Source organism: Ferruginibacter sp. HRS2-29 (assembly GCF_024343615.1).
GTDB lineage: Bacteria > Bacteroidota > Bacteroidia > Chitinophagales > Chitinophagaceae > Ferruginibacter.
Genome location: NZ_RJUB01000005.1, coordinates 22930 through 43253 on the forward strand (window position 1 = coordinate 22930; position 20324 = coordinate 43253).

Annotated in this window: 20 protein-coding genes; 19 read left to right on the forward strand and 1 reads right to left on the reverse strand. The window is 45.0% G+C overall.

What is annotated here, in order from left to right; all coding sequences use genetic code 11:
* Positions 1-144: 144 nt before the first annotated feature.
* From gmd to EGI32_RS02870, 14 genes are all read left to right on the forward strand, one after another.
* Entirely contained in the window at positions 145-1251 is a 1107-nt protein-coding gene (gene gmd, locus EGI32_RS02805; RefSeq protein ID WP_255153845.1) for a GDP-mannose 4,6-dehydratase, read from the forward strand.
* A gap of 6 nt (positions 1252-1257) precedes the next feature.
* On the forward strand, positions 1258-2190 hold the full coding sequence (locus tag EGI32_RS02810) for a GDP-L-fucose synthase (RefSeq protein ID WP_255153846.1): 933 nt from the start codon (positions 1258-1260) through the stop codon (positions 2188-2190).
* 103 nt (positions 2191-2293) lie between these two features.
* Positions 2294-3073: a glucose-1-phosphate cytidylyltransferase gene (gene rfbF, locus EGI32_RS02815; protein WP_255153847.1), complete on the forward strand. Its 780-nt coding sequence runs from the start codon at positions 2294-2296 to the stop codon at positions 3071-3073.
* Between the two features lie 2 nt (positions 3074-3075).
* Positions 3076-4143 carry a CDP-glucose 4,6-dehydratase gene (gene rfbG, locus EGI32_RS02820; protein WP_255153848.1) on the forward strand — a complete coding sequence of 356 codons (1068 nt, stop codon included), beginning with the start codon at positions 3076-3078 and terminating at the stop codon, positions 4141-4143.
* The gene (gene rfbC / locus EGI32_RS02825; protein WP_255153849.1) at positions 4143-4694 is read left to right on the forward strand and encodes a dTDP-4-dehydrorhamnose 3,5-epimerase; all 552 of its coding nucleotides are present in this window, start codon (positions 4143-4145) and stop codon (positions 4692-4694) included. Before rfbG ends, rfbC begins: the two co-directional genes overlap by 1 nt.
* Positions 4691-5917: a class I SAM-dependent methyltransferase gene (locus EGI32_RS02830; RefSeq protein WP_255153850.1), complete on the forward strand. Its 1227-nt coding sequence runs from the start codon at positions 4691-4693 to the stop codon at positions 5915-5917. Before rfbC ends, EGI32_RS02830 begins: the two co-directional genes overlap by 4 nt.
* 1 nt (position 5918) lies before the next feature.
* The gene (locus tag EGI32_RS02835; protein ID WP_255153851.1) at positions 5919-6407 is read left to right on the forward strand and encodes a DapH/DapD/GlmU-related protein; all 489 of its coding nucleotides are present in this window, start codon (positions 5919-5921) and stop codon (positions 6405-6407) included.
* Positions 6408-6410: 3 nt separating this feature from the next.
* Complete coding sequence (locus EGI32_RS02840) at positions 6411-7214, forward strand: NAD(P)-dependent oxidoreductase (protein WP_255153852.1); 804 nt, start codon at positions 6411-6413, stop codon at positions 7212-7214.
* Positions 7207-7968, forward strand: a complete 762-nt coding sequence (locus EGI32_RS02845; RefSeq protein WP_255153853.1) for a cephalosporin hydroxylase family protein — start codon at positions 7207-7209, stop codon at positions 7966-7968. Before EGI32_RS02840 ends, EGI32_RS02845 begins: the two co-directional genes overlap by 8 nt.
* A 4-nt stretch (positions 7969-7972) precedes the next feature.
* The gene (locus tag EGI32_RS02850; RefSeq protein ID WP_255153854.1) at positions 7973-9517 is read left to right on the forward strand and encodes a lipopolysaccharide biosynthesis protein; all 1545 of its coding nucleotides are present in this window, start codon (positions 7973-7975) and stop codon (positions 9515-9517) included.
* Between the two features lie 14 nt (positions 9518-9531).
* Positions 9532-10530 carry a glycosyltransferase family 2 protein gene (locus tag EGI32_RS02855; protein ID WP_255153855.1) on the forward strand — a complete coding sequence of 333 codons (999 nt, stop codon included), beginning with the start codon at positions 9532-9534 and terminating at the stop codon, positions 10528-10530.
* A gap of 18 nt (positions 10531-10548) precedes the next feature.
* Entirely contained in the window at positions 10549-11625 is a 1077-nt protein-coding gene (locus EGI32_RS02860) for a glycosyltransferase (protein WP_255153856.1), read from the forward strand.
* Positions 11626-11628: 3 nt separating this feature from the next.
* Positions 11629-13524 carry an asparagine synthase (glutamine-hydrolyzing) gene (gene asnB / locus EGI32_RS02865; protein ID WP_255153857.1) on the forward strand — a complete coding sequence of 632 codons (1896 nt, stop codon included), beginning with the start codon at positions 11629-11631 and terminating at the stop codon, positions 13522-13524.
* 82 nt (positions 13525-13606) lie between these two features.
* A complete protein-coding gene (locus EGI32_RS02870) occupies positions 13607-14515 on the forward strand; it encodes a glycosyltransferase (RefSeq protein ID WP_255153858.1) in 909 nt (302 codons plus the stop codon).
* Here the strand turns inward: EGI32_RS02870 and EGI32_RS02875 are convergent.
* Positions 14496-15827: a hypothetical protein gene (locus tag EGI32_RS02875; RefSeq protein ID WP_255153859.1), complete on the reverse strand. Its 1332-nt coding sequence runs from the start codon at positions 15825-15827 to the stop codon at positions 14496-14498. The two genes, EGI32_RS02870 and EGI32_RS02875, sit on opposite strands and share 20 nt — an antisense overlap.
* Before the next feature lie 84 nt (positions 15828-15911).
* On the opposite strand from EGI32_RS02875, the gene rfbB reads away from it, so the two are divergent.
* The 5 genes from rfbB to EGI32_RS02900 all read left to right on the forward strand — a co-directional run bounded on the left by rfbB (position 15912) and on the right by EGI32_RS02900 (position 20294).
* Positions 15912-16961, forward strand: coding sequence for a dTDP-glucose 4,6-dehydratase (gene rfbB, locus EGI32_RS02880; RefSeq protein ID WP_255153860.1), 1050 nt, complete (start codon positions 15912-15914; stop codon positions 16959-16961).
* A 180-nt stretch (positions 16962-17141) separates the two neighbouring features.
* Positions 17142-17513 carry a four helix bundle protein gene (locus EGI32_RS02885; protein ID WP_255153861.1) on the forward strand — a complete coding sequence of 124 codons (372 nt, stop codon included), beginning with the start codon at positions 17142-17144 and terminating at the stop codon, positions 17511-17513.
* Between the two features lie 40 nt (positions 17514-17553).
* The gene (rfbA, locus tag EGI32_RS02890) at positions 17554-18414 is read left to right on the forward strand and encodes a glucose-1-phosphate thymidylyltransferase RfbA (protein WP_255153862.1); all 861 of its coding nucleotides are present in this window, start codon (positions 17554-17556) and stop codon (positions 18412-18414) included.
* Between the two features lie 14 nt (positions 18415-18428).
* The gene (locus EGI32_RS02895) at positions 18429-18998 is read left to right on the forward strand and encodes an acyltransferase (RefSeq protein WP_255153863.1); all 570 of its coding nucleotides are present in this window, start codon (positions 18429-18431) and stop codon (positions 18996-18998) included.
* Between the two features lie 90 nt (positions 18999-19088).
* Positions 19089-20294 (forward strand): oligosaccharide flippase family protein, encoded by a 1206-nt coding sequence (locus tag EGI32_RS02900; protein ID WP_255153864.1) that lies wholly within the window; start codon positions 19089-19091, stop codon positions 20292-20294.
* The last annotated feature ends 30 nt before the right edge of the window (positions 20295-20324 follow it).

The window sequence follows — 20324 nt, forward strand, 5'->3', positions numbered from 1 at the left end:
ATATACCGTATTTGAGGATTGCACTTTTAAAAGTTCGGGTTATGCCGATTTTAAAGGAGTGCTGAACGAAGAGTGGCTGAAAATATATCAGAAACGAAATACTTTTATAAATTAAAAACTGCTGTTGAAGCAAACAAATAACTGATGAAAGTTGCATTAATTACTGGCGTTACAGGACAAGACGGGGCATATTTATCGGATCTGCTGTTGTCGAAGGGGTATGAAGTACATGGTATCAAAAGGCGTTCTTCGCAGATCAATACGCAGCGTATTGATCATATTTACCAGGATCCTCACGAAACAAATGTCCGTTTCAAACTTCATTACGGGGATCTCACCGATTCTACGAACATCATCCGCATCATACAGGAAGTGCAGCCCGATGAGATCTACAATCTCGGCGCCATGAGCCATGTGCATGTGAGTTTCGACACACCCGAATATGTAGGCAATACTGATGCGCTGGGAACTTTGCGTTTGCTGGAAGCCATCCGTATCCTCAGGCTCGAAGGAAAAACGAGGATCTACCAGGCATCAACGTCCGAATTGTACGGATTGGTGCAGGAAGTGCCACAGTCGGAAAAAACACCCTTTTACCCACGCTCACCGTATGCCGTGGCCAAGCAATATGCATTCTGGATTACCGTCAATTATCGCGAAGCGTATAATATATATGCCTGCAACGGTATCCTTTTCAATCACGAAAGCCCGCTACGCGGCGAAACTTTCGTAACCCGTAAGATCACCCGTGCGGTAGCGGAAATAGCGCTCGGCATGCAGGAAAAGCTCTGGCTGGGCAACCTCAATGCACAACGCGACTGGGGCCATGCAAAAGATTACGTGGAAGCGATGTGGCGGATCCTGCAGCAGGATGTAGCCGAAGATTATGTGATCGCTACCGGCATCACTCCACCGGTGAGGGATTTTGTGCGCATGGCATTTGAAGAAGTAGGCATCACCCTCGAATTCAAAGGTGAAGGTGAAAACGAAACCGCTGTGGTGGTTTCCTGTTCGGAAGAAAAATATCAGTTGCCGATAGGCAAGGAGGTAGTGGCAGTGGATAAGCACTATTACCGCCCTACAGAAGTAGACCTGCTGATTGGGGATCCTACAAAAGCCAAAACCAGGCTTGGTTGGGAGCCGAAATACACCTTACCCGCATTAGTGAAAGAGATGGTAGCGGCCGATGTGGAATTGATGCGCATGCAATTGATGTTAAAAGAAAACGGTTATTATAAAACGATCAGTTAATACAACATGAACTTAACAGATAAGATATATATAGCGGGCCACAACGGGATGGTCGGGTCGGCAATCCTTCGGACACTAAAGGCAAAAGGATATAATAATTTTTTACTGAAAAGGTCAGATGAGGTAGACCTCCGCAACCAGCAGGCGGTAAACGAATTGTTTCAAAAAGAGAAACCGGCTTACATTTTTCTTGCTGCCGCAAAAGTGGGGGGGATACAGGCTAATAATACTTATCGCGCCGATTTTATTTATGATAACCTGATCATGGAAGCAAATGTCATCCATGCTGCCTATGTGAACCAGGCGACCAAATTACTTTTTCTCGGCAGCAGTTGCATTTATCCTAAAAATGCCCCGCAACCGCTTAAAGAGGAATACCTGCTGACTGGCCTGCTGGAACCTACCAATGAACCGTACGCTATTGCCAAAATAGCGGGCATTAAATTGTGCGATGCGTATCGTGCGCAATATGGCTGCAATTTTATCAGCGCTATGCCTACCAATCTGTATGGGCCCAATGATAATTACGACCTCAGCAATTCTCATGTATTACCGGCTTTGCTGCGTAAATTTCATACTGCCACCGTCAACGGAGATCCCGGGGTGACGGTATGGGGAAGCGGCGCACCTTTGCGGGAGTTCCTTCATGTGGACGATATGGCCGAAGCCTGTATTTTCCTGATGAATAATTTCGAAGAAGAAGGATATGTGAACGTGGGTACCGGGCATGATCTGTCGATCGGAGACCTTGCATTGATGATCAAAAAGATCACCGGTTTTTCCGGGAATATCGTGTTTGACAAAAGCAAGCCCGATGGCACCATGCGCAAACTGATGGATGTAAGCAAACTTTCTACGCTGGGATGGAAATACAGCATAGATCTCGAAGATGGTATCCGTAGCGTTTATGAAGGATACAAAAGCGCTTCTTTTGTGTAATTACCCCTACTTTTGCCACATTAAAAACGGTCCGGCAACGGGCGGCAGGCATTCATGACCCGGGAAGCGATATTCCCGCAACCTGCCTTTTAAAAAAAGATCAATGAAAGTAGTAATATTCGCTGGCGGCCTGGGAACCAGGCTGATGGAAGAAACAGAGGCCCGGCCAAAACCTATGGTAGAGATCGGCGGCAAGCCCATACTCTGGCATATCATGAAAATATATGAGAAACACGGGTTTAACGACTTTGTGGTATGCCTGGGCTATAAAGCGCAGTTCATCAAGCAGTATTTTCTCAACTATTTCCTTTATAATTCCGATGTGACCATCGAACTGGAGAAGAACAAAATAGACGTACATTTTTCCAACACCGAGTCATTTAAAGTAACCTTAGTAGATACCGGCCTGCTCACCAATACCGCCGGCAGGCTCAAAAAGATCCGGAAATACCTCAATGGCGAACGCTTTATGCTCACTTATGGAGATGGCGTGTGCAACGTGGATATCAACGATCTTATAAAATTCCATTCCAATGCCGGCAAGCTCGTTACCCTTACATCTGTGAAGATACCGGGCCGTTTTGGGAACCTGGAAACCGATCAGGAAGGCATCGTCAATCATTTTGAAGAAAAACCGGATGGCGATGGAATGTGGATCAACGGTGGATTTTTTGTGCTGGAAAATGATGTCTTTAAATACCTCGAAGGCGAAATGGAAAATGTGCAGTGGGAAAAAGAACCACTGGCAAATATAGCCCGCGATGGCCAGCTGGCTGCCTACCGGCACCATGGTTTCTGGAAGTGTATGGATGCGCTTCGCGACAGGATAGAATTGGAAGAAATGTGGAACAGCGGTAAAGCACAATGGAAAATATGGGATTAAAAATGCTGGAAATATACAACCATAAAAAAGTTTTCATTACCGGAAATACGGGTTTCAAAGGCTCCTGGCTCGCGGCTTTTTTCGACCATCTTGGCGTAATGCACGAAGGGTATGCCCTCGCGCCCGATACTACGCCGAACCATTTTGGTTTGCTGCAGCAGGCACAATCATTTACCGAAGCAAATATCCTTGATACAGGCACACTGGAAGCCGCGGTAAACAAGGCGCAGCCCGATATCATTTTCCATCTGGCCGCACAGGCCCTGGTACGCACCTCTTACACCGATCCGTTGAACACGTATCAAACCAACGTGATCGGAACGCTCAACGTGCTGGAAGCAGCCAGGAAATGCAGCAGTGTGAAGGCCGTGGTACTCATCACCACCGATAAAGTATACGACAACAAAGAGCAGGAAACAGCCTATATCGAAACCGATGAACTGGGTGGCTACGATATGTACAGTTCGTCGAAAGCCTGTTGCGAAATATTGATAAGGTCTTACCGTAATTCCTTTTTAAATATCAGCGATTATAAAACAAAACATCACCTCTTACTTGCCTCCGCGAGAGCGGGCAACGTGATCGGAGGCGGCGACTGGAGCAAAGACAGGCTGTTGCCGGATATAGCGGTAGCAACTTCGAAAAACCAAAAAGTGCAGATACGAAACCCCCGGTCGGTACGTCCATGGCAGCACGTGCTGGATTGTTTATATGGGTATGTTTTGCTGGGGGCAAAATTATTGAACGAAGAAACCGCGTTTGCAGAAGCATGGAATTTTTCTCCCTACAGTCATGAAGCTAAGACGGTGGAAGAAATTGCCGCCATCGCCCGGCAAAGCTGGCAGGAAGTGAGGATCGAATTCGGCCGGGCGCAGGATAATTTTCATGAAGCGGGATTGCTGATATTGAACAACAGCAAATCCATCGCCCGACTCGGCTGGAAACCGGCCTGGAACACCGCCGAAGCAGTGGATAAAACTATCAGCTGGTACAAAGATTATTACACCTCCGGAAAGGTTTCCACTGCGGAACAGGTGAAGCAGTATATGGATAAAATAAATGCGCAGTAATGGAATTGATCGCCGGCAATATAGCGGGGCTTTACACGGTTTCCCTGAAGAAACTGGAAGACGAACGTGGTTTTTTTGCCCGAACGTACTGCAAGAATGAATTTGCTAAGATTGGGTTCAACAAAGAATTTGTACAATTCAATCATTCGTTCAATAAAAGCAAAGGCACGATCCGTGGAATGCATTTCCAGGTTCCACCCTTTGCAGAAACAAAGCTCATCCGTTGTGTGCAGGGAGCGGTGTACGATGTGGCAGTTGACCTCCGTGAAGGTTCGCCTACTTTTTTGCAGTATGCAGGGATAGAACTGAACGAAGAGAATATGTTGGCGGTGTTAATACCGGAAGGTTTTGCACATGGTTTCCAGGTGCTGAAAGATAATTCGGCGCTTATCTACCATCACACTGAAGTGTATACGCCGGGCGCAGATGGAGGAATAAGATTCGATGACCCGGCCCTGGCGATCCAATGGCCGCTCGATCCGCTGCTGGTAAGCCAAAAGGACCGGGAATATAAACTGATAGATCAAAATTTTAAAGGCATAAAAGTATGAATTGCAGGTACTGTACTAATGAACTGACACACGAATTTGCTGACCTGGGCTTTAGTCCGCCCTCTAACTCGTTTCTCTCAAAACAACAATTGAATGAGCCGGAAGTATATTACCCGCTCAAGACGTTGGTATGCGAAAAATGTTTTCTCGTACAGATCGATGAGTTTGCCAAGCACGACGATATCTTCAATTCAGATTACGCCTACTTTTCCTCTTTTTCCACCAGCTGGCTTGCTCACGCCAAAGCATACACGGAAATGATGACGGCCAGGTTTGGTTTCGATAAAGACTCGCAGGTGATCGAGATCGCCAGCAATGATGGTTACCTGCTTCAATATTTTAAAGAACAGGGGATCCCTGTTTTAGGGATAGAACCTACTAAAAATACGGCCGATGCCGCCAAAGAAAAGGGGATAGATTCCGTAGTGGATTTTTTTGGCGTAAGACTCGCCACCTCGCTGGCCGCGAAGGGTATCAAAGCCGACCTGTTGCTGGGAAATAACGTACTGGCGCATGTTCCGGATATCAATGATTTTGCCGGCGGACTGAAGATATTGCTGAAAGACAAAGGGGTCATCACGTTCGAATTTCCGCATTTGCTTCAGCTGATCGACAAGAACCAGTTCGATACCATTTACCACGAACATTTTTCTTACCTGTCGCTTATCGCGGTAAAACAAATATTCGAAACTGCCGGGCTTGAGTTGTTTGATGTGGAAGAACTGCCTACTCACGGCGGCTCCCTGCGCATATTTGCCAAACATGCAGAAGATGCCCAAAAGATCGTTTCGGATAATGTAGCCAATATGCTGCAGAAGGAAAAGGATTTCGGGCTGGCCGACCTGGATATATACCTGTCTTACCAGGAAAAAGCGGAAAAAGTGAAGAATGATTTTACCAGGTTTTTGATCGACGCCAGGAACGATGGTAAAAAAGTGGCGGGGTATGGAGCCGCGGCAAAAGGGAACACTTTGCTCAACTTTGCCGGTATCAAAAAAGACCTGCTGGAATTTGTAACAGACGCTTCGCCACACAAACAGAACAAATATTTGCCCGGTGTACACATTCCGGTCTTCAGCGAGCAAAAGATAAAAGACGAACGGCCGGATTACGTGGTGATTCTACCCTGGAACCTCCGCGAAGAAATTACTTCGCAGCTGGCATATATCCAAGAATGGGGAGGGAAATTCGTAGTAGCGGTTCCGGCCCTCGAAATAATATAACATGAACGAAATATCGGCATCAGCAAAGATATCTTCTATGGCAGACATAGAAACTTCCTCCCGGGGCAGCCGGTTGTATGTGGGAGAAAATGTCATGATCGATTCATTCGTTAAAATAAAATTCACCGGCGGCGCAGGCGATATACGTATCGGCAATAATTCCTACGTCAATTCCGGATGCGTACTCTATTCAGGAAATGGTATCACGATCGGCGATCATGTATTGATTGCTGCAAATTGTACATTTGCACCCGTCAACCATCAATACATGGCGAAGGATAAAACCATCCTTGAGCAACGGTTTAAAGAAAGCAAGGGCGGAATTATCATAGAAGACGATGTCTGGATCGGCGCAGGGGTGATCATCCTGGATGGCGCACATATCAGGAAAGGAACGGTCATCGGGGCGGCTGCGGTGGTGAGCGGCACTACCGAAGAATACGGGGTATATGTTGGTAACCCGTTGACACTCGTAAAATTCAGAAGTTAAACAATGATCACAATTTTAGGCGCAACAGGTTATATCGGTTCACATCTTTTGCAGCAGCTGCAAGCGGCTGGCGAAGAAGTGTACGCGCCCCGGAGAAATGAATTGCCGGCAGATAAAGAATTGGGCGATGTTATCTATTGCATAGGAATGACGGCGGATTTCAGGGCTAAGCCTTTTGAAACCGTAGATGCGCACATCACTGTATTGAGTGAAGTGCTGCAGCAGGCAAAATTCCGCTCGCTTACCTATTTGTCCTCTACAAGGGTATATATCAACTCTGCCGAAAAAAAAGTGGAGGAAACTTCACCGATCCTGATAAAACCCTGGGAGGCAGATGAGTTATATACGCTTACAAAACTTACGGGTGAGCGTTTATGTTTATCGAGCGGCCGTAATGTGAAGATCGCACGCCTGTCTAATATTGTAGGCAACGACCTGGCATCCGAAAATTTTCTAACGGTGTTGGTGCGGGAGATCCGGCAGAGCGGAAGTTTTCATTTTCAATCTTCGCTGCGGTCTGCGAAGGATTACCTGCATATCCAGGATGCCGTGGATATGTTGCTGAAAATCGCTGTCAACGGAAAACAACAGGTATATAACGTAGCTTCCGGCATCAATACTTCCAATGCCGACCTGGTAACGTTGTTCAGTAAACACACTGCATTCTCCGTTACGGTAAAGGAAAACGCACCGGACGTGATCTTTCCGGAGATCAGCGTAAAGCGTATAAGAACAGAGTTTGATTTTTGTCCAAAAAATATTGAAGAATATATTCCCACACTTTTAAAAAAGAATAATAATGTATAAGATCGATACCGATAACAAGTTAGTGATTGATGAAAAAAACAACGTGACCCACCCGTTGGGTTCCAAAGAAGGGTTTAAGATCATCAGTGATATCTGGTTAAAATCAGGCTGGGAAACCAAGTATGTATACAGTTTTGCCTGGATGGGGCGCCCGGTGATACAGCTTCCTGAAGACATGATCCGTATCCAGGAGATCATTTTTAACCTCAAGCCGGATGTGATCGTTGAAACGGGTATTGCCCATGGCGGATCGCTCATATTTTATGCATCACTTTGCAAAGCAATGGAAAAAGGAAGGATCATCGGCATCGACATCGAGATCAGGCCGCACAACAGGAAAGCGATAGAAGAACATTTTTTATACAAAGATTATATCCAGATGGTGGAAGGCAGCTCCACGGCGCCGGAAATAGTAAGCGATGTGAAAAGCAGGATAAAGGAAGGTGAAACCGTACTGGTGATCCTCGATTCCAACCACACCAAACAACACGTATTGGATGAACTGAATGCTTACGCGCCGATGGTGTCTGTAGGTTCATACATTGTGGCTACCGATGGTATCATGGAACTGGTGAAAGGGCTCGACCGTACCGGCGACGATTGGGATTGGAACAACCCTAAAGCCGCGGCTATTGAATTTGTGGCGCAAAACCCCGACTTCATCATTGAAGAACCTCCGTTCCCTTTCAATGAAAGCATCGTGGATGAACGTATCACTTACTGGCCTTCGTGTTATATCAAAAAAATAAAATAGTCTTTTGCTCAAAAAGATCTTATACACTACTTCTTTAAAAGCAAATATTATCGCCAATTTTGCGGGCAATGGATGGTCCGCATTGATAGGGATCATATTTGTGCCGCTTTACCTGAAATATATAGGTGCGGAAGGATATGGTCTTATCGGCATTTTCGCCAGCCTGCAGGTGGTACTTTCTCTGCTCGACAGCGGGTTAAGTACCACCCTCAATAAGGAAATGGCACGCATGAATGCTACACCAGGCAATGAGCAGCGGATGCGCAATCTTGTAAAAACGCTGGGGAATATTTATTGGATAATGGCACTCGCCGCAGGTTTCATCGCATTGTGCCTGTCGCCCCTGCTCGCAAATTACTGGGTACAACCCAAAGAATTAAGCACGCAGACGGTTACTTATGCTTTTATCCTGCTGAGCGTGTCGATGGTGTTCCAGTTTCCGACCAGTTTTTACAGCGGGGGGTTACTGGGGCTCCAACGCCAGGTAATGCTCAACCTCAACCGGGTATTCTTTGCCACGTTGAAGAGCGCAGGCGCCCTGCTGGTACTTATTTTCATATCACGGAGCATACTTGCTTTTTTTTGCTGGACACTTTTTGTGTCTGTACTTCAGGCTTTCTCCATGAAAATATCCTTGTGGCGTTCTTTGCCGGCTTCGCCATCTGCCCCCGTTTATGATAAAAGCGAACTGAAGAACATCTGGCGTTTTGCCGCAGGGATGTTAGGCATCAGCCTTACCGCCGTATTGCTTACACAGGTGGATAAGATCATATTAAGCAAGGTGTTGTCACTGGAGCAATTCGGGTATTATACTGTGGCCTGTACGCTTGGCTTAATGATTTACCAGATCATCGGGCCGCTCTCTCAATCTTATTTTCCCCGGTTTTCGGCGCTCACAGGCCTCAACAGGGGCGAAGAACTGAAAAATATATTCCACCAGGGCTGCCAGCTGGTGAGTGTGCTGGTATTGCCGGCAACCTTTGTACTTTGTTTTTTTAGCAAGGAACTGATATTTATCTGGACGCATAATGCGGAAACGGTAGAAAACACCTGGCTCGTCGCCTCGGTGTACGCCGTAGGTACAGGGTTCAACGGACTGTTGAATATCCCTTACCAGCTTACCCTGGCCCATGGCTGGACGAAGCTTGGATTTTACCAGAATATCTTTTTTCTGTGCCTCATGATACCCCTTACGATCTGTTTTTCGTTGAATTACGGGGCGCTGGGTGGTGCCATATCCTGGGCGGTAGTAAACGTGCTGTATTTTTCCATTACCCCTTCCCTTATATTTAACCGCCTGCTGAAAGGGGAAAAACTGCACTGGTATTTATATGATTGTATCATCCCGCTTGGTGTATCCTTCACAATGGTTTACCTTGCAAGATATTTCATTCCGTTTGGAGCCATCCGCCCCTATGTGTTACAGTTAGGCATATTGACTGTTGTGGGTATGATCACCGTAGGGGCCACGCTTTTATTTACCAAAAGCCTGAGGCAAAACCTGCTGCTCATGTTGCAGAAAAAAAGGCGGCCGCAAAACGGAATCTAAAATATTTTTAGCTAATGACACAGCCGCTGATCAGTATCATCATTACTTCATATAACCGTGCGCATTATATTGAACAGGCCATACAATCGGCGCTTGCGCAAGATTACCCCCGGCTCGAAATTGTGATCAGCGATAATCACAGTACGGACAATACCCGGGAGGTCCTGCAGAAGTATCTCCCTGATCCACGCATAAAATATTTTGTAAATGAAGTGAACATCGGGATGATCCCCAACTTCAAGCTGGCTACAGAGGATCGGGCTACCGGAAAGTATGTGAGTTATATCAGCAGCGATGATTACCTCTGCTGCCCCTCCTTCATTTCCAAAGCGGTTGAACTCATCAATAAATACCCCGATGTAGTATTGGTAGCGGCAAAAAATGCTACCCTTTTCAACGATAGCGGCATAATAGAAGAGGATGATTCCGGGCATGTATTTCAAAAAGAATTTATGCCTGGGATGGAGCTTTTCGAAAAATTCCCCGAATGGCTGTTGCCCGGATGGGGTGCTGTACTGATGGATCGCCGGCAATTGATAGAAGCGGATATATTCGGATCAAAAGCGCAGTCGCTGGATTATGAGGCCAACCTCAAACTGATCCTGAACGGTAATGCCGCATTCATCAATCAACCTTCATACATTTTTAGAAAGCACGATTCCAATGCCTCCGGCTTCATGACCTACGAGGCCCACGTGAATAACCTCGAGTTTATAGAAAATACCTGCCGGTATGCCCGGGAGCTCAATAAGGTTAAAGATCTCGAAAAGTGGCGGAAACGAATCTACAGCGAATACCTGAACAGGAACTCGACGGTATTATTAAAAAGCCGGGAAGAATTCGGGCAACTTTTGCAATACGTGCGAAAAGAAAAAAAATTGCACTTCACCTTATTCAATGCACCAAAGCTTACGCTTAATTCGTTTGTATACAGGAATTACAAACTGCTTTTTCCTGCCCTGAAATGGGTTTTCCCGAAAAAATATGAGGCCATAAAAAAACTCGCGGGGTAGATCCGGCATATTTAACTGATGAAAAAGAAGGTCCTTTTTATTGTTCCCAACCTGCATTGTGGCGGTGCATCAAAAGTTTTATCACTCATTTGCCAGAACCTCGATCCTGCAGGATTTGAGGTAGTACTTGTATGCGTGAATACAAAAAAGGCTTTTTATCCTATCACCAACCCTGCGGTAAAAGTGATCGACCTTCAAAAAGATCATGTAAAAAGCATCTTTTTCCCCATCCAATCCGTATTCAAAAAAGAAAAACCCGATATCGTTTTTTCAAACGGGCAGGATCTCAATATCCTGATGGCCTTTCTGAAAATATTTCACCCGAAAATTGCTTTTGTTTGCAGGGAAACGTCGGTTTTGTCGGGTAATAATAAGAATATCCCGTTCCGGCGGTTATATAATTTCCTTGTAAAAAAATTATATAACAACGTAAACCGGATCATTTGCCAGTCGCGGGAAATGGCTGCCGACCTGGAAAAGATGTACCATGTGCGGCCTGAAAAGCTGCAGATCGTTTCTAACCCAGTAACGGTTCCACAGTTGCCGGTGCCTTTACCAGCACTTTTTAAAACGGGTAAGATCCGCTTCCTTTCTATCGGCCGGCTCGATCCCGGGAAAGGAAATATGCGGGTATTGGAAGCGCTGGCTTCTTACAGCCATCCCTTCGAATTCATCATCCTGGGCGATGGCCCCGAAAAGGCGCAACTGGAACATAAAGCCGCCATCCTCGGAATTTCGGATTCAGTGGTATTTAAAGGCACTGTCGCCAATACAAATGAGTATATTGCGGATTGTAATTTTGTGTTGCTGGGTACATACAATGAAGGTTTTCCTAATATCGTGCTGGAAGCGGGTATTTTAGGCAAACCGGTCATCGCATTCAAAGTGCCCGGTGTGGATGAAGAAGTGATCGTACCTTACGAAACAGGAATATTGATAACAGGGAATACGCCGGCCCATTTTACAGAGGCGCTTAACGGGCTGCAAACTGTTCAGTTTGATAGTGAGCTGATAAAATCTATCATTATCAACAAGTTCGGGATTAAAAAAATAATGCAGACGTATGAAATTTTGTTTGATAAAATAATACAGTAGTACATGTGTGGAATTTCGGGGTTCATAGATTTTAATAAAAGAACGGAGCGTGAGCATCTGGTGCGGATGACGGATACCCTTAGTCATCGGGGGCCCGATTCGGGGGGATATGAATTTCAGATGACCTCAGAATGTAATATAGGCCTGGGCCACCGCAGGTTATCCATCATCGATCTTTCCGCAAACGGGAACCAGCCTTTTCGCCTGAAAGACTGGCAGATCGTTTTCAACGGAGAAATATACAATTACCTGGAATTGAAGGCTGAGCTGGAAACAGCCGGACGGAGCTTTCTTACCAGCTCCGACACCGAAGTGCTTGCAACGGCCATCGACCACTGGGGCGAACACGCGTTTACCAAACTGATCGGCATGTTTTCCTTCGCGGCTTACAACACGGCGGAAGAACTATTATATCTTGTACGCGACCGCGTAGGCGTGAAGCCCCTTTATTATCATTGGAAAAACGGCCTGTTGTTATTCGCTTCCGAATTGAAGGCCTTTCATCAACACCCGGATTTTACAAAGGAATTAAATCCTTCCGCTATCGCTGAATTTTTAGGTATCGGGTATATCCAAACGCCCAATTGCATTTTTGCGGATACTTATAAACTCAATGCAGGTTCATTCCTGAAATTAACATTGCCGGCAAAGCTGGTATCGGAACACCGGTACTGGTCGGCCGATGATTTTTTTGCAAAAGAAAAACTGGATATTTCTGAAGAGGAAGCCATTAAGCAAACGACCGGGCTGCTGGTTTCTTCCTTTAAATACCGGATGCTGGCCGATGTGCCGGTAGGTGTTTTTCTCAGTGGCGGCCTGGACAGCAGCCTTGTTACTGCCGTGCTGCAAAAAGAAAGCGCTACTAAATTGAATACGATTACGATCGGGTTCAATGAAAAAAAATACGACGAAGCGGTACATGCCAAAAAAATAGCGAAATACCTGGGGACCAACCATACGGAGTATTATTGTACGCCCCAGGATGCACTTGAGATCGTTCCGGTATTATCAAGTGTGTACGATGAGCCCTTCGGCGACAGCTCGGCTATACCGACCATACTGGTGAGCAGGATCGCGGCAAAAAGCGTGAAGGTAGTATTGAGCGCGGATGGTGGCGATGAACTCTTTGGCGGGTATGAAGATTATGTAACAATGGTAAACCGCCACCGGCGTTTTGAACGCATACCGGCACCTGTAAAAAGGGTCGCTAATGCCTTTGAAAGACTTAGCGGCCACGACCTGGTAACGAAGGCGCTTCCCGTGAAGAATGCGGAAACGATTAAAAATAAATTTTTTAAATTATTAAAAGCTAAAGATATTTATGACAGCGGGCTGATCTTTTCGCAGGTATTTACCGAAAAGGAGATCAGGCGGCTCATGAAACCGGGGGAACTGGACTTCGGGTTTAAACCCAAACCGTTTTTGTTCAATGATATGTTGTCGAATCTGCTGGCGAAAGATTTTAACAGTTACCTGATCGATGATATACTGGTGAAGGTTGACAGGGCAACGATGAGTGCGAGTATCGAGGGGCGTGAGCCATTCCTGGATCATCGGCTGATAGAATTTGTAGCGCAGCTGCCCAGCGAACTGAAGATAAAAAATGGCGAAAAGAAATACCTGCTGAAAAAGATTCTTGCCAACTATATCCCGAAAGAACTTACCGATCGTCCTAAGATGGGGTTTGCCATCCCGGTAACCAAATGGCTGAACGATGAACTGAAGGACTTCGTATTCGAATACCTGAATGAGGACCGGATAAAAAAGCAGGGGGTATTTAACTGGGAGCGGGTAAAAATGCTGCTGGATAATTTTTACAAAAAAAATAATATCAATGAGCGGAAGATTTGGTACATGTTGACGTTTCAGCTCTGGTATGAAAAATGGATCGGATTTTAACCCATATCCTGCGCTTCTTTAACACTTAAAAAAACAGATAGTACTACCAGGATGCTTACCCAGGTACAATCATATAAATCGCATGCGGACAATAGCTTTCATTTTACCCCACAACCCATATTTGCCGGAACTAAAGGCTTATACCGATTACTTTCGGGCCAGGGGATTTAATACCGTCAATATTTCCGATCTCAAAGAACTGGATACAACAGAATATCACATCGAATGGCACTTCATGGGCATCGATACCAGGCCGCGAAAGAAAAATGTGATCAAGATCCATGATTACACTTCCTTGTCCATTCCGCCCTTCGCGAAAATCAAAGATTCCTTTAAAAAGATCATCACCCGGAAGCCCGATATCCGCGTTTTTTTGAACGACCAGGTGCGGGAAAGAATGAACTTCCGCGACGATGTCCCTTACGGATTGAGGGATATGGGCGTTAATGAGATATTCTTCGAAGTGCCTGCGGATACACCTAAGGAATACGATTTCTGCTACCTGGGAAACATGGATAAGATACGGAGGGTAGACGAATTCCTGCTTCATTTCCGCGAACACCTGAAAGAATCCCGAATATTGATGATCGGTGAACCGCCGGCTTATTTATCCAGGATGTTTAAAAATGATCCGGACATCATCTTTACCGGTAAAGTGGATTACCTCAAGATACCCGGGTTGCTGGCAAAATGCAGCTACGGGCTGAACTATATCCCGGATATATACCCCTTCAATATCCAGACTTCTACAAAACTGCTCGAATATTGCGCCTGCGGACTTAAAGTGATTTCCAATGAGTACGAGTGGGTACGCAATTTTGAAAAGGCATCGGCTGCATCTTTTTATTTCCTTGACAAGGAGTTTAAAAATTTCACGCTCGCCGGTATCCGTAACTTCAATTATGTAAACCCCGACATGAAAAAACATGAATGGGAAAAAGTGATCGATAACAGCCGTGTTCTTGAAATGATCAATTCTTTGACTTCCTGATCTTGCTGCTGATGATCATCAGCATGGCGCAAAAGAAAGGGGTGCAGGGGATTTTATACCTTACCAGCGAACCGAAATTGGGTGTGGATATCCCTACAAAAAATGCAAAGATCACACTGAATATAAAGCAGAAGATCACCACGTTATTGGTGAATAAGATGGTGAAAAAATAAATGAACTTCGCCCGAAGGAGTGTATAGATGAATAACATCAGTAACGCCAGGCTCTCCAGTGCCGAAAACAACATGATGGCGTTGGAACTTTCCCAAAGGTATGGGCGGAAAAAAACAGCATTAATGATCTTGGGAGCAAGGCTCAGCAATCCCATAGGCGTAGGTACAATTTCCCCGATCTCGAAAAATGAGCCGCCATCGTTTTTGGCGATCAGTTCAAAACTCTTTTGTTTCCGCTCGATACTCTCCGTCATGGACGTAAAGGTAAAATCTCCCAGCACCGTCTCCAGTGCCGAACTGCTTAAATACAGGCCTCCCCACAACAGCACCAGCAAAAAAGGGATGAACAATTTTTTTGCCAGCGGGTTGGTGATGTGCTCTTTATAATTCAACATGAATAAAATAAAGCAGCAAGGTATCAGCACCACGGCAATGTAGGGCTTGGTAAGAAAAAGGATGAAGCTGAAAAATACGAGCCGGAATAAATGTTCGCGGACCTTTTTATCCCAGTATATGACCTCAAAAAAAGAGAATAGGATCATGCCGATACAGGTGATGCAAATGGTATCTTTCAGGATGGTGCTGCACCAGAATATAACACTCGGTAAAAAAAGAAAGGAAAGGGCCATCTTGCGTTTCAGCTTCGGGTATAACTTCACAAAAGCCTCAAACAATTTCCATAACCCGAAAAAGGAGAACGTACTGAAAATAAGGGTGATTGCAGTAAAATTCCTGAAGGCGAAAAAACTCAGGAATGCCACGAGGCGCATCGGCATGAAATTGCCTTCGTTTAAAAGATAACCCTCGTAATCCGTATTGCCGACCGATACTTTATAATCCCAGTAATCGGTACAGGGGGCAAATAAGAACCGGAGGTTGGCGGGGTCCTTGAAGAAATATTTATGGAGGTTGACCCCTTCGTCGAAATACATCATCGTATCGCCCATCTTGAAATAATACTGGGTAAGTAATACGAATGTTACGGCACACAACATCTTTAGCCGGAAGCACCAGGTGAAATAAAACTGAAGTTCTTTGGAATGGCTGAGATATTTTCTTTTGTACATATGCACCAGCCTGCTCAGGATGAAATAATAGACAGGAAGTAACACATAGTCCCAAAAAGACATTATCTGCATAAACCAGGATAAATATTGATGAAATTAATCTTGAATAAGGTAGGTAGAGTTTTTATTTTTGTAAATTTACAGATAATTTCAGTTATGCAAAGAATACTCATAACCGGGGGGGCAGGTTTCATCGGTTCACATCTTACAAGGCTTTTTGTAAATAAATACCCGGGTTATAAAATTGTAAATCTTGATGCGCTTACTTATGCCGGCAATCTCAATAACCTGCAGGATATAAAAGACGCGGCTAATTATACTTTCGTAAAAGGGGATATTACCGATATGGCGCTTTTGCAGCAGCTTTTTGAGCAGCATCAGTTTACCGGAGTGCTTCATTGCGCAGCCGAAAGCCATGTCGACCGTTCCATCACCGATCCGCTGGCATTCGTGCGCACCAATGTTTTGGGAACGGCCACCCTGCTCCAGGTAGCTAAGGAAAGCTGGAAAGGCGATTACAGCAATAAGGTCTTTTATCATATTTCTACCGATGAGGTATATGGTTCACTAGGCGAAACAGGTTTCTTTTACGAAAACACCGCCTACGATCCACGAAGCCCGTATTCAGCATCGAAAGCATCATCCGATCATTTTGTGAGAGCGTTTTACCATACCTATCACCTGCCGGTGAAAATTTCCAATTGCAGCAACAACTACGGGCCTTTTCATTTCCCGGAAAAGCTGATACCGCTCAGCATCAATAATATCATTAACAACAAACCCCTTCCCATCTACGGCAAAGGCGAAAATGTTCGCGACTGGCTGTTTGTAGAGGATCATGCCCGTGCCATCGACCTGATCTACCACAAAGGCAGGATCGGTGAAACCTATAATATCGGCGGGCACAACGAATGGACCAATATTGACCTTATCCGGGAATTGTGCAGGCAGATGGATATCAAACTTGGCAAGCCTGAAGGCACATCCGAACAATTGATCACTTACGTAAAAGACCGTGCAGGCCACGATCTGCGCTATGCCATCGACGCCACAAAACTAAAAGATGAATTAGGCTGGCTCCCTTCGCTGCAGTTTGAAGAAGGGTTAGGAAAAACGATCGATTGGTACCTGGATAACAGGGGTTGGCTGGAAGATGTGGTGAACGGGCACTATAAGGAGTATTATGCGGAGCAATACGAAAAGTAGGTTAGAGATTAGAGATTAGGGATTAGAAGTTTAGGAGGTTTATGAGTTTAGGTTGGCGATTGAGCATCTAAACTTTTCTCCGGTTATACTAAAGAAAGTTTACCGATTTAAAGAATTGAACGGAAATAAATGGTTTAAATTTGATCATCGTCATCAAATCTAAAATGTTTAAACTTTCCAATGAAAATATATTCATTCGAAAAGCTGGAATGCTGGCAACATGCACGTTTACTAGCTGGATGGGTATATAAAATAACTGAAAAATTTCCATCGGCTGAAAGATTCGGATTGATGTCACAGATGCAACGTGCTGCTATTTCAATCGCTTCTAATATTGCCGAGGGAACTTCACGAAAAACTTCTAAGGGCCCGGCACGTTTTAGTACCATTGCATACAGCAGTGCAGTAGAATTATTGAATCAACTGATCATATCGAACGATCTTCATTTTGTTTCAGGTGAACATTTTGAAGAAGGTAGAAAATTGATTGAAAAACAAACATTATTAATTGCATTTTTGAGAAGGGCGCAACAAAAAAGCATAACCCATTAAACTATCTAGCCCCTAAACTTCTAAACTTTCTAAACACACAATGAAAGGTATCATCCTCGCAGGCGGCTCCGGAACAAGGCTCTATCCCATTACCATGGGAATCAGTAAGCAGCTTATGCCTATATACGACAAACCGATGATCTACTATCCGTTAAGTACCTTGATGCTGGCCGGAATAAAAGACGTACTCATCATCACCACTCCCGACGACCAGGCGCAGTTTATGCGGTTGCTGGGCGATGGAAGCAAATGGGGCTGTAACATACAATATGCAAAGCAGGAAATACCAAACGGGCTGGCGCAGGCATTTGTGATTGGCGAAGAATTTATCGGTAATGATAGCGTGGCGCTGGTATTGGGCGATAATATCTTCTATGGAAGCGGTTTCAGTAAACTGCTGCAGAGTGCAGCCGATCCCCGGGGGGCTGTTATTTTTGCTTACCCAGTAAGCGACCCGGAAAGGTATGGAGTGGTGGAATTCGATGAGAACTTCAAAGCGTTGAGCCTTGAGGAAAAGCCAGAGAAGCCGAAGAGCCAATATGCAGTACCCGGGTTGTATTTTTACGATAATTCAGTGGTTAAAATAGCAAAGGAACTGAAGCCCAGTGCCCGTGGCGAATACGAGATCACCGATGTAAATAAGATATACCTGCAAAATAAAACCCTGCAGGTTGGCGTTCTGGATCGTGGATTCGCATGGCTCGATACCGGCACATTCGATTCTCTGAGCGACGCCAGTGAATATGTAAGGGTGATAGAAAAAAGGCAGGGCCTGAAGATCGGCTGCCCCGAAGAGATCGCCTGGCGTATGGGTTTCATCAGTAAAGAACAGCTGATAGGGCTCGCTGAAGAACTGAAAAAAAGCGGCTATGGCGAATATTTAAAAACAATCGTTCAATAAAACGCAACAAGCGGATGAGTTTTTTATCCTCCATTTTCCGATTCATTCATCGCTCTTACCTGGGGATACTTAATTTTTTACGCATACTCAAGCTGAACCTGCTCTACCCGGGCTTGAGCATCAACTTTGGCTCAACCGTGGAAACCAACTGCCTGATAAAATGCATCAAAGGCGGCAGGCTCATCATAAAAGATTGCTCCATTTCGGCAGGCACGCAAATAGTGGCCGATGCAACCGGTACCATCGAAATGGAAAGAGTTTTTATCGGCCGCAATGCTGTCATTACCGCCAAAAGCAAAGTGGTCATTAAACAGGGTTGCCTGCTGGCAGAAATGGTGGTGGTCCGCGATCAGGATCATCAGCAGGAAACAGGCGCCAGGGATAATTTTCATGTTGCGCCGATCGAGATCAATGAAAATGTGTGGATCGCTTCCAAAGCAACTGTGCTCAAAGGCGTTACCATCGGCAGCCATGCCATCATTGCCGCATCGGCAGTAGTTACTAAAAATGTTCCCGCATCGGAAGTGTGGGGCGGCATACCCGCAAAATTTTTAAAAACCGTCGCATCCTCCCCATCAATATAAAATCTTATCTTTTCTGTTCACAGAATATATTCAACCAAGGCCTTGTTACAAAAACTGCAAACTTTACTACAAAAAAATTCATTTAAACAAGTGGGCCTGTACACAGCAGCGGGTACATTGGCCAAAGTGATCTCTTTTGCAGCATTGCCTTTTTTTGTCAACGTGCTGAGCGAAGGCGATATCGGCATCCTCAACATATTCAACAGCAGCATCGTTTTTCTGACCCCCATCATTTCCATGGGGGTGCTGTACACTATTTCTGTCGATTTTTTCAAACTGCCGAAAGAAGACTACGCCAGGGTTTTTTCAACGGGATTCCTTATTCCCATTGTATTCAGTTTATTGCTGGTCCCCGTTTTTTATATCTTTCGCGAACCATTGTTGCGCACATTTCACTTCCAGTACCAGTTTGTCTGGCTGATACCACTGTGCCTTTTTCTGAATTTTTGTTACGAGGCATACATCATCTTACTACGCATGAACAATAAGGCGAGGCAATTCGCTTTCATGTCGCTGCTGAAAATAACAGTAGAGATAACGCTGGCCATCATCCTGGTGGTATTTGTGTACCAAAACTGGTATAGCCGTGCTTTGAGTTATGTGATTTCCGCTGCGCTGATCGCCATATTGTTTTTCTTTTTCGCGATAAAAAATGGTTTTCTCGTAAGAAAGTTTGATAAAAAACTATTGAAAGAAGAATTGTCTTTCGGACTGTCGGGCTTGCTGCTTCAAACCGCGGTTTTTTTTATCGGCACTTCCGATAAATTTTTCGTGATGGCTTATTTTGGAAAAGATCAGGCAGGTTTTTATTCCATCGCGGCGGTATTTGCGAGTGTACTTTTTATCATTTCATCCTCGCTGATGCAATATCTTCAGCCAATACTTTATAAAAAATTTGCAGAAAAACAGGGCTGGCAAAATGTAAAGGGGCTGTACAAAAAATACATGCTGGCCATGCTTGGAACAGCAATGTTGCTGATCGCTTTTACATGGTTCGCCTACAGGTTCATATTGAAATCATCGTACTGGGAGTATATACATTATTTTTATGTGCTTTGCGCAAGTGGTTTCATCTGGTCGGTTTCCAACCTGTTTCTGCAATACATCATTTTTCATAAGCGAAAAAAGGTCATCGTATGGTTTTCGGTGATGAGCATCCTGCTGGCGTTGCTGGTGAACTTCAGCATGGTACATTATTTCAGCATGACGGCACTTTGTTTCGGACAGGTCATCACCAATGTGCTGGTATTGGGAGCCAGTTTGTATTACAGCTGGAAACTGAAATTTTTTGGATAACACGTAAGCAATAAATATTAATTTTCCGGA